A 14,028-nucleotide genomic window follows, 5' to 3' on the forward strand; every position below is an offset into this window, starting at 1 on the left:
GCGCAAGCTCGTCTTGCGACGTTCCGCAATGGCCATTGCCCTGGCATTTGCTTTTGGCGATGCCGCCTTGGCGCAGTCCAATACCTCCGGCGCGATCTACGGCCAGATCGCCGGCGGCGCCGGCAGTTCGGTGCAGATCGAAAATACCGACAACGGCATGACGCGCACGGTGACCGTCGATAACGACGGGCGCTATCGCGCCTCGTCGCTGCCGGTCGGCCACTACAAGGTGAGCCTGCTCAAGGGCGGCCAGGCGGTCGACAGCCGCGGCGGTATTAACGTCACCATCGCGGGCAACTCGGAGGTGTCGTTTACCGGTGCCAGTCCCAAGACGCTCGAAGGCGTCACCGTGGTGGCATCGGCGCTGCCGGGCATCGACGTCTCCTCGGTGGATACGCGCACGGTGTTCACCTCCGATCAGCTGGCCAAGATCCCGGTGGCGCGCAACGTGCTCGCCGTCGCCTTGCTGGCCCCGGGCGTGATTCCCGGCGACAACCGCTTCGCCAATGCGGGCCTGGCCATCGGCGGTTCCGGCATTTCCGAGAATGCGTATTCGATCAACGGCTACAACGTCACCAATCCGCTGAACAACGAGACTTTCTTCGAGCTGCCGTTCGGCGCGATCGATCAGCAGCAGATCCTGGAAGGCGGTGCCGGCGCGGAGTTCGGCCACAGCACCGGCGGTTTCATCAACCTGGTGGGCAAGCGCGGCACCAACGAATGGAAGGGCGGCGTGGCGGCGTTCTGGCGTCCCGATTCGCTGCGCAGCGATCCGCGCAATTACTACTATCCGGAGCATCCCGATGCCGGTTCGCTCGCCCTCGGGCCGGGCCCGTTCAATCACCGCGACGATAACGGCAACCTGCTGACCGACGAGGAAGGCATCAACCGGCCCTTCGGCTCCAACGGCAAGCTGCGCCGGTACCGGGGCAAGAACACCTATGGCCAATTCGATTATTCGGCCTGGATCGGCGGCCCGCTGATCAAGGACCGCCTGTTCTTCTTCGGCGCTGCGGAGTTCACCAAGACCGACCAGCAGGGTACGCTGTCCACCAGCGATACGGCGTATTCCCCGACCGGCACGCTCACGCCGTCCAGTGCGAACAACCCCAATGGCGGTTTCCAGAAGAGCCACGACAAGGCGACCAAGTGGTACGCCAAGCTGGACTGGAACATCACCGACAGCAACCTGCTGGAACTGACCGCCCTGCAGGACAATGCGCAGAGCACCCAGCGCAATTACGGCTGGAGCAATGCCACGCTGTCGCCGCTGAGCCACAACGCCAGCGCCGACGGCCGCCTGAAGAACAATAACGAGCTGTACATGGGCAAGTACACCGGATACATCACGGACGACTTCACGGTCACCGCGCTGTACGGCGAAAGCAAGACCTTCCAGCCGAACCTGGCCAATATCCCCGATTATCCGCTGGTGCGCGTGTCGCCCAATGCACCACCTGCGGTACGCAATCAGTATCACGCCTATCAGCCGCTGGGCGTGGTGCCGTACGACACCACCAACAAGACCAAGGGCTGGCGCCTGGATCTGGAATACCGGCTGGGCGCGCACGATCTGCGCGGCGGTATCGACCGCCAGACCTTGCGCTCCGCCGCGGGCGAGGCCTATGTCAATTCCGACAAGTACCGCGGCTATTGGCGCTACGGCGTAGGCAATACCGTCCAGCTGATCACGCACAAGCAGGGCGGCCAGTACAAGCTCGAACAGGACGCGTATTACCTCGAGGATCACTGGCAGGTTTCGGATCGCTGGCTTGCCTATCTGGGCGTGCGCAACGAGGCGTTCAAGAACTACAACAGCGCCGGCCAGGTGTTCATGAAGCAGAGCAACCAGTGGGCGCCCCGCCTGGGCGTGAGCTGGGACGTGCACGGCGATGCGAGCCTGAAGATCTACGCCAATGCCGGCCGCTATTACCTGGCGCTGCCCAACGGCGTGGCCATCCGTGGCGCCGGCGGTTCGCTCAATACCCAGCAGACGTTTACCTATAGCGGGATCGATCCCAAGACCGATCTTCCGCTCAACCTGGTCGCGCAGGGGCCGGCCGTTTCGCCGAACGGCGAGTTCGGCCAGCCGCGCGACCCCAGCACGGCGCATATCAAGGACCTGCGCTCGCATTACCAGGACGAATTCATCCTGGGTGCCGACCAGCAATTGACCTCGTCGCTGGTCGTGGGCGCACGCGCCACCTATCGCCAGCTGAAGTCGCAGGTGGACGACACCTCCGATCCGCATCCGGTCTGCGCCTACCTGGCCAGCCATTACCAGGACTTCAGCAGCGCCAGCGACTGCCTGGGACGGCTGACCTATCCGGGCGTGATCTTCAATCCCGGCCGCGGCGCGGAGTTCGACGTCAATGTGGCCAAGCCCGGTGCCACGCCGGTGCTGCGCCACGTGCAGCTGAGCGCGCAGGACTTCGGCATGCCCAAGCCCAAGCGCAAATACCTGGCGCTGGATCTTTACGCGGAGCATCCGTTCGACGGCACCTGGTATGGCCGCGTCGACTACATCTGGTCGCACAACTGGGGCAATACCGAAGGCCAGATCAAGTCCGACATCGTGCAGGAAGACGTGGCCGCGTCGCAGGACTGGGATTACCCGCAGTTCATGCGCTATGCCAGCGGCAATCTGCCGAACGACCGTCGCCACGCCATCCGTGCCTTCGGCTATTGGCAGTTGACGCCGGAGTGGCTGCTCAGCAGCACGGTGACGGCGACCTCGGGACGTCCCAAGAACTGCCTGGGCGCATGGTTCGCGGGCGCCGACGGCGTCTATACCGATCCGGCCGGCTATATGGGCCGCGACGGCGACAACGGGGCCTATCACGTCTGCTACAACCAGGTGTCGGCACGCGGCTCCAAGGGCACGCTGCCGTGGACGTACCGGCTGGACGTGGGCGCGCAGTGGCGCCCGGCATTCGCCGACCACAAGCTGGCATTCGGGCTGGACGTGTTCAACGTGTTCAACCAGCAGCGCGCGATCTCGATCAGCGAGACCTCGGTGGGCGGGCAGGTCGGCAGCAATGGCGACGGCAGTTCGCTGGGTGGTTCGCCGAGCAATATGTACGGCGGCATCCAGGGCTATACCGAGCCGCGCTACGTGCGGATCTCCGCCCAGTACGACTTCTCGCTCTAAGCCACACCTTGCCACCGCGCCGAACGCCATCACCGGAAACGGTGGTGGCGTTCGGCTATGCCAGCCCTGGATCAATCGGCGTACGACAGCTGCCACTCCGGCACCGGCCTGGCGGCATTGCGCGAGAGCAGCACGAACGGGGCGTTGGGTGCTTCCTGGAAATACAACGCCGTCGCCGGTGCGGCCGATGCCTCCGGCACCGGCGCAAGCAACCATTCCACTTGAGCCTTCGCCACGCGCAGCGAGGACATGGCTGCCTGGCACAGTCGGAACAGCGGAATATCCAGCGGCGCAATGCGCCAGTACGTCGGCACGTGGCGCAGCGTCCAGATGGTCCGGCGCGAGGAGGCGGCCATCAGGGTCAACAGGAAGGTTTCGGCGGTGGTGGCGGTGCTCGATACCGGCAGCCGGATCGCCAGCCGCGGCGCTTCGTCCGGATCGTTTTTCCCGCCTACGACAGCAAAGCGCACCGCATAGGGGTCGGCGCTGGCGCAGTCGGAAATATGGTCAGCGGGTGGCGTGGCGAGCTGGAACATCGGCGATCTCCGGCGAAGGATTGCATCCTGTCGACGAGGAGGGTCGCGAAATTTGAAATGAAACGCTTAGGGTCGAAATCGTTGCTGGTTATATACGGCTAGAACTAGGCGAGGCTATCGTCGCCAATCAACTGCTGCGCCATCGTCAATTTTCGCGGATACCTCGCCGCAAACGCAGGCGCTGATCGAAGAACAACGTGTACATGACCGTCGGCGATTTCGAAGCGGTCAAGAAAACCTTCGCCAGGCTGGACGAACTTCACGCCAAGGGCCAGTGATCGATCGGCGCCCTCAGCGGGCGCCGATCAGCGCAAGATCTACGAACCCACACCCGGGCAAGGCGAACCGCCCGGCTTCAGCGCATGGAATTCCACCGATAAGCCCAGATCGTCCACCGTCGGCGCCAGCACGGATTCACCCGACAAGCCCCGATACGTCGCCAACTTCTGCTGATAACCACGCTCGACCCAGCGCTGCGCGCGCCCAAGATCGGTCACGCCATAGCTCACCCCGAGAATGCGCGGACCAGCCGCCATCGCCTGCGCCGCCAAGCCCGCGCCATCCGGCTGCAGCGCCAGCAGCGCCGTCGGCCCCACTGGCACGCAGAACCCCTTCGCACCCAGCTCAGGCAGCTTCACCGGCACCGCGTGGCCGAAGCCCATCTTTTCCAGTTGCTGCCGATCGGCATCGGCGTCGGCCGACACCAGCCAGATCGAGGTGAGTTCGCGCGCTCCATTGGGGTGTTCACGCGTCACCCGATAATCGGCGGTATTGGCGGGATCGAACTGATCGGGCGCGTAATCGGCCTTGTAATCGATAAAGAAGGTATTGCTCGACAGCGGCGCCTGGTCGAACGCAAACAGTCGCCAACCCGGCTTCGCGCTGTCGGGGCCGCTGAAGAACGGCGTCACCGCATACTGCTTCGCCTGCAGCGAGCTGCGGATCGCATCGAGCGCGGAGCTGCGGAAGCCGAAGGCGCGCGAACCGGGGCCGCCCTTCAACGCCTCCTGGTCCTCCTTCATGCCCGGGTCGAACTTGGGGTCGGGCCGGGTGATGCCGAGAATTTCGATAAAGCTGCTGTCGGCCAGGCGCACGTAGCGGTTGGCCACGCCTTCGGGATCGCGGCCGGGCCGGACCTGGAAGCCGAGTTTCACCGCCATCACCGAGGTGATCTGATCGATGCCGTGGCCCCACAGCAGGATGTGGTCGAGCCGGGTGGGGGCGGGCGCCGGCGCGGCGTGTACGACGCCCAGGGCCAGCAGGCATGCCGAAGCGAACAGGGTCAGGCGCATGCGGTTCCTCATATCGAAGCTCGGGGGCGGAGGCGGGCCGCCTCACGGCGCTCTTTATGGGCGGTCCGGCCGGCACCGGCAAGGACAATTTCCGGACAAAAACCGCCAGCGCCGCCAGGCCGTCAGGCGCCCGCGCTGCGGCGCAGCGACTGCGGCGACATGCCGAAGCTGCGCACGAAGGCGCGGCGCATGCGGCTGGAATCGCCGAAGCCGGTCGAGGCGGCGATATGGTCCAGCTGCAGGTGGCTGGTCTCGACCGCGACGCGCGCAGCCTCCAGGCGCAGCCCTTCGACCACCTTGGCCGGGGTCGCGCCGATCTCCGCGGTGAAGGCGCGGGCGAAATTCCGCGGGCTCATCGCGGCCTGTTCGGCCAGGCGCTCGACGGTCATCGGCTCGGCCAGGCGCAGGCGCATCCAGCCGATCAGGTCGCCGAAGCGTCCGGTCTTGCCGCCTTGTTCCACCAGCACGGAATACTGCGATTGCCCGACATGCCGCCGCTGGTGCACCACCAGCTGCTGGGCCGCGCGCCGCGCGATGCCGGGGCCGAGGTCGTCCTCGACCAGGGCCAGCGCCAGGTCGATCCCGGCGGAAATGCCGGCCGAGGTCCACACCTCGCCGTCCCTGACGAACATGCGGTCGGCATCGAGCCGCACCTGCGGATAAAGCCGCCGGAACCGTTCCGCCGCCGCCCAGTGGGTGGTGGCGCGCCGCCCGTCGAGCAGGCCGGCCTGCGCCAGGAAGAACGCGCCGGAACACACGCCCGCCACGCGGCGCCAGGCTTCGGCGCCAAGGCAGGCGACGATGTCGGCATGGCTGGCTTCGACTTGCGCCAGGTTGCCGCCCGACACGATCACCGTATCGAACCGCTTCGCTTCGATCGGCGCGGCCGCCAGGCTCACCCCCGACGAACTGCGCACCACCCCGCCGCCCGGGGACAGCATGCTGATCGCGTAGCTGTCCGGCCGGAAGCGCTCCGCCATCTCGAACACGGCCACCGGGCCGGCCGCGTCCAGCAGTTGGAAGCCCGGGAACACCACGATGGCGATCTCGCGGCGCATGGTGTTACTTCGCCGCCTTGATCGCGACGCCGGTGATTTCGAAATGCGCGCCCAGCAGGAGCTTGGAGCTGCCGGTGAAGGTGCGCGCCGGAAAGCCGTTCTTGAAATAGGTCCGGTACACCGAGTTGAACTGCGGGAACAGGCCCAGGTCGGTGCACAGCACGTCGATCTTGACGATGTCGTCCATGCTCATGCCGGCCGCCTCGACCGTGTGCTTGAGCTCTTCCAGGGCGAGCCGGGTTTCTGCTTCCGCTGTCGTGGGCACCTTGTTCTGCGCGTCCACGCCGATGTATCCCGACAGGTACAAGGTGTTGCCGACCAGCACGGCATCGCTCCACGGCGTGTTGGCCAGCTGTTCCGGCGAGCGGCCGATGACGATGTGCTTGCGGCCATCCTGCGCAAGCGCGGGCAGGGTGGCCAGCAGCAGGACGATCGACGCGACAAGCTGGGTGCGAAACTTCATCGCTGACTCCTTAGGGATGGGGCAAAGCACACGCATCGCAACGCGGCGTTGGCTGGCGGTCCGTTGGGGTTCGCTGCACTCACCCCAACCTACAGCGGGCGGGGGCTTGCATTCGATGCTGCCGCATGCGCTTCGCCGCCTTCAAGTACCGATAGGCCTGGAATCCTGCGCCGGTCTCAATCCGTGAGACAGCGGGGCAGTCGAATGCGGCGGCTTTCCCGGGAGAACATCCATGCGCGCCCCATTGCCGGCCCCCATCGCGGACGAGGACGACAGCCGCCTGCTGTCACTGAGCGGGGCGGAGCTGGCCGGCCGCCTGGTCCGGCGCTACGGCGACCGCGTCACCGGCCAGTTCTTGGTCGAGGGGCGGGCAGGGCGCTACGTGGCGTTGCCCGACGAGCTGCCCGCGCCGCTGGCCGCCGCCCTGCGCGCCCGCGGGGTGGCCCAGCTCTATGCGCACCAGGGCCAGGCCTGGTCGGCCACCGCGCGCGGCGAGCACATCGTGGTGGCCACGCCGACCGCCTCCGGGAAATCGCTGTGCTTTACCTTGCCGGTGGTGAGCGCGGCGATGCGCGAGGGCAAGAAGGCGCTGTACCTGTTCCCGACCAAGGCCCTGGCCCAGGACCAGGTGGCCGAGCTGCTCGAACTCAACGCGGCCGGCGAGCTGGGCGTGCGCGCCTTCACCTTCGACGGCGACACCCCGGGCGACGCGCGCCAGGCGGTCCGCCTGCATGGCGACATCGTGGTCAGCAACCCCGACATGCTGCACCAGGCGATCCTGCCGCATCACACCAAGTGGGCGCAGTTCTTCGAGAACCTGCGCTATGTGGTGATCGACGAAGTGCACACCTACCGCGGCGTGTTCGGCTCGCACGTGGCCAATGTGCTGCGGCGCCTGCGCCGGGTCTGCGCGTTCTATGGCGTGACGCCGCAATTCATCCTGTGCTCGGCGACGATCGGCAACCCGGCCGAGCATGCCGCCGCCCTGATCGAACAGCCGGTGACGCCGATCCTGGACAGCGGCGCGCCCTCCGGCCCCAAGCACGTGCTGTTGTGGAATCCGCCGGTGGTCAATGCCGATCTCGGCTTGCGTGCGTCGGCGCGCAGCCAGACCAACCGCATTGCGCGCACGGCGATCCGCGCGGGCCTGAAGACGCTGGTCTTTGCGCAGAGCCGCCTGATGGTCGAAGTGCTGACCAAGTACCTGAAGGACGTGTTCGATCACGACCCGCGCAAGCGGCCGCGCATCCGCGCTTATCGCGGCGGTTATCTGCCGACCGAGCGCCGCCAGGCCGAGCGCGACATGCGCGCGGGGCAGGTCGACGGCATCGTCAGCACCTCGGCGCTGGAACTCGGCGTGGATATCGGCGCGCTGGACGTCACCGTGCTCAATGGCTATCCCGGCTCGGTGGCGGCCACCTGGCAGCGCTTCGGCCGCGCCGGCCGCCGCCAGCAGCCCTCGCTGGGCATCCTGGTCGCCTCGAGCGAGCCGCTGGACCAGTACCTGGTGCGCCATCCGGAATACTTCCGTGACGCCTCGCCGGAGCACGCGCGGATCGCCCAGGACCAGCCGCTGATCCTGCTCGACCATATCCGCTGCGCCGCCTTCGAACTGCCGTTCCGTGCTGGCGATGCGTTCGGCGGACAAGGCGTCGAGCCATGGCTGGAAGTACTCGCCGAAGAGGGCGTGCTGCATCGCGAAGGCGAGCGCTTCGAATGGATCGCCGACAGCTATCCGGCCAATGCGGTGTCGCTGCGTTCGGTGGCGGAAGGCAACTTCGTGGTGGTGGACCGCAGCGGCGGGCGCCAGACCATCATCGCCGAGGTCGACTACAGCGCGGCGCCGCTCACGCTCTACGAAGGCGCCATCCATATGGTGCAGTCGGTGCCGTACCAGGTCGAACGGCTGGACTGGACCGGGCGCAAGGCCTACGTGACGCGTACCGAGGTCGACTACTACACGGACGCCATCGACTACACCAGGCTCAAGGTATTGGACCGGTTTGATACGTCGCCTTCCGGCCGCGGCGAATGCAACCACGGCGAAGTGCACGTGGTGCGCCGCGTCGCCGGCTATAAGAAAATCCGCTACTACACCCACGAGAACATCGGTTACGGCAAGGTCAATCTGCCCGACAGCGAGTTGCATACGACCGCGCTCTGGTGGGCTCTGGCGCAACGCACGCTGGATGACGCGTTCGAGCGGCGCCAGGATGCGCTGGATGGTTTCCTCGCGGCCTCGACTGCGCTCCACACCGTCGCCACGGTGGCGGTGATGGCCGAGGGGCGCGACCTGCAGAAAGCGGTAGGCAGCGGCGACGGTGCCTGGTTCGCGCTACCGGACGGCTCGGGCCATGCGCGCGTGCATACCGGCTGGGGCGAGGAGCCCGAAGATCCGCAGGCGCCGTTCACTCCAACCCTGTATCTGTACGACGCATTCCCCGGCGGTGTCGGCCTGAGCGCGCCGCTGTTCGACCGGCGCATGGAACTGGTGGAGAAAGCGCGCGGGCTGATTGCGCAGTGCGACTGCCGGCTCGGCTGTCCGGCCTGCGTCGGCCCGGTGCTGGCCTCCGACGAAACCGCGGCGCGTTCCATGAAGGAGCTGGGCGCGATGGTGCTCGCCTTGCTGGCCGATCTATGAGCGACCTCGCCGCGCGCCTGCGGCGGTTGCGCGGGCAGGCGGGTGCTGCCGGCGGCGCAGCGATGGTCGCTGCATCGACCGCGCCACTGCCGCCCGACCTTGCGCGCCTGCTCGCGGTGCGCCGTGCCACGCCGGTACGCCAATCGCCGCGCACGATCGCACCCACCGGCCTTGGCCGCGAGCTGGCGCCGGGCTTGTGGCTTGCGGAAGAAGCGACGGACTGGCCGTCGATGCCGCTGCCGTTCGATGCCTCGTTCGCCAAAGTGCCCGGGCAGATCGATCCCGCGGACGTGCTCTTTCTGGACACGGAGACCACCGGGCTGGCCGGCGGCACCGGCACCCGCGCTTTCATGATCGGCGTGGCCCGGTGGGCGGGCCGGCGCTTTCTGTTGAGCCAGTTGACCATCACCACGCTGGCCGGCGAACTGGCGATGCTTGAGCAATTGCGCGCATGGCTTACGCCGGCAACGGTGCTGGCCACCTACAACGGCAAGAGCTACGACGCGCCGTTGTTGACCACGCGCTTTCGCCTCGAACGCATGGCCAGCCCGCTGCAAGGGCTGCGGCATATCGACTTGCTGCACGCGGTGCGCCGCCGCTGGCGTGCGCATTGGCCCAACTGCAAGCTTGCGACGGTCGAGCGCCAATTGCTCGGCGTGGTGCGCGAGGACGACCTGCCGGGTGCGCAGGCACCGGCGGCGTGGCTGCGCTTCCTGCGCGCGGGCGATCCGGTGGATCTGTATCGCGTGCTGCAGCACAACGCACAGGATCTGCGCAGTCTTGCAGGCGTGCTGAGCCATATGGTCGCGCTCGATCCATTGGCGAGCGGCTTCACCCCATGCGGCGGGGTGCTTGGACATTTGTCCGACAATTAGCCATCCTCCCGGCTTCCAACGCAACCGATGAGGAAGGGCGGATGACGAGCAACCTCGGGGTACGGCGCGCGGGCGCCTGGATGAGCACGATCATGGCCATCAGCTTCGCCTCGATGGCGATGGCGGCCGATCAAGCGGACGTCTGGAACGGCAAGGTGGCGCCATTGGCCACGCCTTGGACGGCCGAGGTCTCGCCGAAGAATGCACTGCCCGAATATCCGCGCCCGCAACTCGCGCGCCCTTCGCTGGAGCAGCCGCAATGGATGAGCCTGAACGGGCTGTGGCAATACGCGCCGGCTGACGGGCAGGGCAAACCGCCGTTCGGGCAGGCGCTGAAGGGCCAGGTGCTGGTGCCGTATCCGATCGAGTCGGTGCTCTCGGGCGTGCAGCAGCATGCGGATGACATGTTCTATCGCCGCATGGTGGAGATCCCGGCCGCTTTCACCGCCCATGGCCAGCACGTGCGGCTGAACTTCGGCGCGGTGAGCCATGCGGCCACGGTGTACGTCAACGGCACGCAGGTGGCAAAGCATTCGGGCGGCTATACGTCCTTCGGCGCGGACATCACCTCGGCGCTGCACGCGCAGGGTCCGCAGGAGATCGTGGTCGCCGTGCATGCGCCGGTGGACGCCGTCAACATCATGGTCGGCAAGCAGCGGCTGCAGCCGTCGGGCATTTTCTACACCGCAGCCTCGGGCATCTGGCAGTCGGTGTGGCTGGAGCCGGTGCCGGCCACCAGCCTGGCGCAACTGGACTTCACGCCGGCGCGCAGCCTGGACGCGTTCACCGTCACCTCGAAACTGCAAGGCAGCGGCGCCAACGCTACGCTGCATGTCACCGCTTACGCGGACGGCAAGCCGGTGGGCGAGGCGAACGGGCCGGCCGGGCAGCCGCTGCAACTGGCCATCGCGCATCCGCATCTGTGGAGCCCGCAGGATCCCTTCCTGTACACCTTCAAGGCCACGCTGACGAAGGGCGAACAGCGCGACGAAGTGACCAGCTATGCCGGCCTGCGCAGCATCGCCGTGGAGAAGGTCGGCGGGCGCAACCGCATCGTGCTGAACGGCAAACCGACCTTCCTGCTGGCCACGCTGGACCAGGGCTACTGGCCGGATGGCATCCACACCGCGCCCACCGATGCGGCGCTGAAGTTCGATATCCAGAAGACCAGGGATCTCGGCTTCAATACCATCCGCAAGCACATCAAGGTGGAGCCGGCGCGCTGGTACTACTGGGCCGACCATCTCGGCCTGATGGTGTGGCAGGACATGCCGGCGCTGCCGACCGATCGCAACGACAAGCTCAGCGCCGCCGACAAGGCCAGCTTCCGCGCCGACGTCTCCGCCATCGTCGAGCAGTTGCACGGCGTGACCTCGATCATCGGCTGGATTCCGTTCAACGAAGGCTGGGGCCAGTGGAGCATCCCGGCCGCCGCCGAGCTGTCCGCGCAGATCAAGCAGTTGGATCCTTCGCGCCTGGTCGATGCGCGCAGCGGCGCCAACTGCTGCGATATGAAGGGCGACCCGCATGCCGGCGACGTCTACGACGTGCACGACTACCAGGGCCCCGGCCTGCCCAGCCCGGACGCCGAGCGCGCCGCCATCGACGGCGAGCATGGCGGCCTGACCCTGGGGATTCCCGGCCATGTATGGCCGAACACGGCGATCAATCCGTATGGCGCGGTGAAGGATCGCGATGCGTTGAATGCCGGCTACGTCGCCAACACCGCCGTGCTGCGCGACAAGGGCGTGCCCAAGGGCATGTCCGGCAGCGTGTACACGCAGATCACCGACGTCGAGGGCGAGCACAATGGCTTGTTCACCTACGACCGCAAGGTGGAGAAGGTGGACGAAGCGAAGGTGCGCGAAATCAATCAGGCGACCATCCGCGCAGGTGCGCAGCCCTGAGCTGCTTGCGGCGCCATGCCGCCATGCACGAAGCGGGTTCTGCGCTACTCTTTGCCGCCACCACGAGCTCAAGGGTTCCCCACCTATGATTCGCCAGGCTGCATTGCTGTTGGCAGGTTTCGCTTCCATGGCCGCGGTGATTCCGGTCGTCGCTCGCGCTGAAGACGCCGCGAAAGTCATTGCGCCGTCCGCGCTGCCCTTCATCAAGGTTGCGGATGGCGTCCGGCTGAAGGAACTCACCGGGCGCGCGGCGCCTGCCGGTGCGCGCTCGACGCTGGGCAGCGTCGCGCTGTTCGAACTCGATCCCGGCCACGCCAGCGCGTGGAGCCATAACAAGGCTGGTGAGGAATCGTTCTTTATCCTCGAAGGACATGGCGAAGTCTGGACCGGCAGCGTCGCTCATGCCGTCGGCCCGGGCGACTACATCCTGATTCCGCCCGCGGTGGTGCGCTCCATCCGCGCCAGCAAGGGCGAGACGCTGAAGTTCTACGCGATCACCACGCCGGCATGGAGCAAGGACGACGACGTGCTGGTGCCCGCGCCCAATGGGGCGCCCAAGCAGGTCCAGGCACCTCCTGCATCGCACTGACTTCTGCGGCGCCGTACTGTGACAGCCACATGTCGGCGCGGCGTTTTTCGCCGCCCAGGTCGTCGTAGCTGCACATGTGGAACGAATGATTCAAGACGGCGCTGCAAGGCACGCGCAAGCACCGCGCAGTGTTCACGCATCCGACGACATAGCCTTGACGCGACGTGCACAGAAACGCGTTACATCGCCGCAAAGCACTAGAAAACAAGGCCAGGGAGTAAATGCCTACCAGCGCACACTCCTATAACTTTCTACCGATGGGAAAGGCGGCGCGTCGCCGCGCATACTCGCCAAGGTGGCCGCCCAAGCCCTTGATCTCCGGGGAGTAACCCTCATCGGGCGGCGCGACGTGTCGACGGCGATGGGATCCTAGGGAGAAGGGACGATGCCGGCCATGCTGGGGCAATCGAAGGCTTTCGAGCAGATGCGCGCGCAACTGTTTCGCTATGCCGGATGCGACGTGCAAGTGCTGATCGAAGGCGAGACGGGCACGGGAAAAGAGCTCGCCGCCAGGGAAATCCACTATGCCAGTGCGCGCAGCGAACGGCCGTTCGTGCCGGTCAATTGCGGCGCGCTGCCCGACAACCTGATCGAGAACGAATTGTTCGGGCACGAGCGCGGCGCCTACACCGACGCCAAGAGCGCACAGCCGGGGCTGATCGATCACGCGCGCGGCGGCACCTTGTTCCTGGACGAAGTGGATTCGCTTTCCAGCAAGGCGCAAGTCACCTTGCTGCGTTTCCTGGAGAACAACGAATACCGTCCCGTCGGCGGCGGCATGGCGCGCGTGTCGAATGCGCGCGTGGTGGCCGCCACCAATGCCTGTCTTGAAACGCAGGTGGCCGCCGGCTGTTTCCGGCGCGACCTGCAATACCGGCTCAATGCCTTGCACGTATGCCTGCCGCCATTGCGCGAGCGCGAAGGCGACATACCGATGCTCGCCCAGCACTTCCTGTCGCAGCTGGCGCAACGGCTGGACCGGCCCGCCAAGCGCTGGGCGGGCGAGGCGCTGCAGGTGCTCGATGCGCATCGCTGGCCGGGCAATGTGCGCGAGCTGGAGAACGTCGTCTTGCGTGCCTATCTCGGCACCGAGGGCGCGACCATCGGCGCCGCCATCCTCGATGGCTTGATCTCGCCCGCCGCCGGCACCGCCTCGAGCGCGTCCGCACAGCGACTGCCGGACGCCATCGACCTGCATTATGTTTCCGCGAAGAAGAGCGCCATGTGCGCGTTCGAGCGCAGCTACCTGCTGGGCCTGATGAAGCGCGCCGCCGGCAATATCAGTGCAGCGGCACGTCTTTCCGGCACCGAGCGCCGGCAGCTCGGCAAGCTGCTGAAGAAGCACGGTATCGAGACGGGCGGCTTCCGCTAGCCGCCACGGCGCAGGCCTCGGGTGCGCTTTGACCCACCTGCGCCTGCCCACCGGGGCAAACCTCACCCGGTCGCGCTCGACACCATCGCGCCACTTGCCCATCTGAAGCCATTTCGCACGGCGCGCGCGCTGGCACGGCGATTG

General features: G+C 66.6%; 10 protein-coding genes. 6 read left to right on the forward strand and 4 right to left on the reverse strand.

Translation table 11 applies throughout. The annotated features are described in order from the left end of the window. Positions 1-28 precede the first annotated feature (28 nt). Positions 29-3,151, forward strand: a complete 3,123-nt coding sequence (locus AB4083_RS05310) for a TonB-dependent receptor (RefSeq protein WP_441606712.1) — start codon at positions 29-31, stop codon at positions 3,149-3,151. A 71-nt stretch (positions 3,152-3,222) separates the two neighbouring features. Here AB4083_RS05310 and AB4083_RS05315 read toward each other — a convergent pair whose 3' ends face one another. The 4 genes from AB4083_RS05315 to AB4083_RS05330 all read right to left on the reverse strand — a co-directional run bounded on the left by AB4083_RS05315 (position 3,223) and on the right by AB4083_RS05330 (position 6,500). Beyond that, a complete protein-coding gene (locus AB4083_RS05315; RefSeq protein WP_441606713.1) occupies positions 3,223-3,687 on the reverse strand; it encodes a hypothetical protein in 465 nt (154 codons plus the stop codon). 317 nt (positions 3,688-4,004) lie between these two features. After that, positions 4,005-4,979 carry a VOC family protein gene (locus tag AB4083_RS05320; RefSeq protein ID WP_441606714.1) on the reverse strand — a complete coding sequence of 325 codons (975 nt, stop codon included), beginning with the start codon at positions 4,977-4,979 and terminating at the stop codon, positions 4,005-4,007. Positions 4,980-5,101: 122 nt separating this feature from the next. Then, complete coding sequence (locus AB4083_RS05325) at positions 5,102-6,037, reverse strand: GlxA family transcriptional regulator (RefSeq protein WP_441606715.1); 936 nt, start codon at positions 6,035-6,037, stop codon at positions 5,102-5,104. Between the two features lie 4 nt (positions 6,038-6,041). Further along, positions 6,042-6,500, reverse strand: a complete 459-nt coding sequence (locus tag AB4083_RS05330; protein ID WP_441606716.1) for a RidA family protein — start codon at positions 6,498-6,500, stop codon at positions 6,042-6,044. 232 nt (positions 6,501-6,732) lie between these two features. Between AB4083_RS05330 and AB4083_RS05335 the strand changes: the two genes are divergently transcribed. The 5 genes from AB4083_RS05335 (at position 6,733) to AB4083_RS05355 (ending at position 13,884) form a co-directional block, all read left to right on the forward strand. Continuing rightward, positions 6,733-9,141, forward strand: coding sequence for a DEAD/DEAH box helicase (locus AB4083_RS05335; protein WP_441606717.1), 2,409 nt, complete (start codon positions 6,733-6,735; stop codon positions 9,139-9,141). Further along, a complete protein-coding gene (locus tag AB4083_RS05340) occupies positions 9,138-10,016 on the forward strand; it encodes a ribonuclease H-like domain-containing protein (protein WP_441606718.1) in 879 nt (292 codons plus the stop codon). Before AB4083_RS05335 ends, AB4083_RS05340 begins: the two co-directional genes overlap by 4 nt. Before the next feature lie 41 nt (positions 10,017-10,057). Continuing rightward, positions 10,058-11,923: a glycoside hydrolase family 2 protein gene (locus AB4083_RS05345; protein WP_441606719.1), complete on the forward strand. Its 1,866-nt coding sequence runs from the start codon at positions 10,058-10,060 to the stop codon at positions 11,921-11,923. A gap of 127 nt (positions 11,924-12,050) precedes the next feature. Further along, on the forward strand, positions 12,051-12,512 hold the full coding sequence (locus tag AB4083_RS05350) for a cupin domain-containing protein (protein ID WP_441606720.1): 462 nt from the start codon (positions 12,051-12,053) through the stop codon (positions 12,510-12,512). 385 nt (positions 12,513-12,897) lie between these two features. After that, entirely contained in the window at positions 12,898-13,884 is a 987-nt protein-coding gene (locus AB4083_RS05355) for a sigma 54-interacting transcriptional regulator (RefSeq protein ID WP_441606721.1), read from the forward strand. Positions 13,885-14,028 lie beyond the last annotated feature (144 nt).

The organism is Dyella sp. 2RAB6 (genome assembly GCF_052115385.1).
In the GTDB taxonomy this organism is placed as follows: Bacteria; Pseudomonadota; Gammaproteobacteria; order Xanthomonadales; family Rhodanobacteraceae; genus Dyella_D.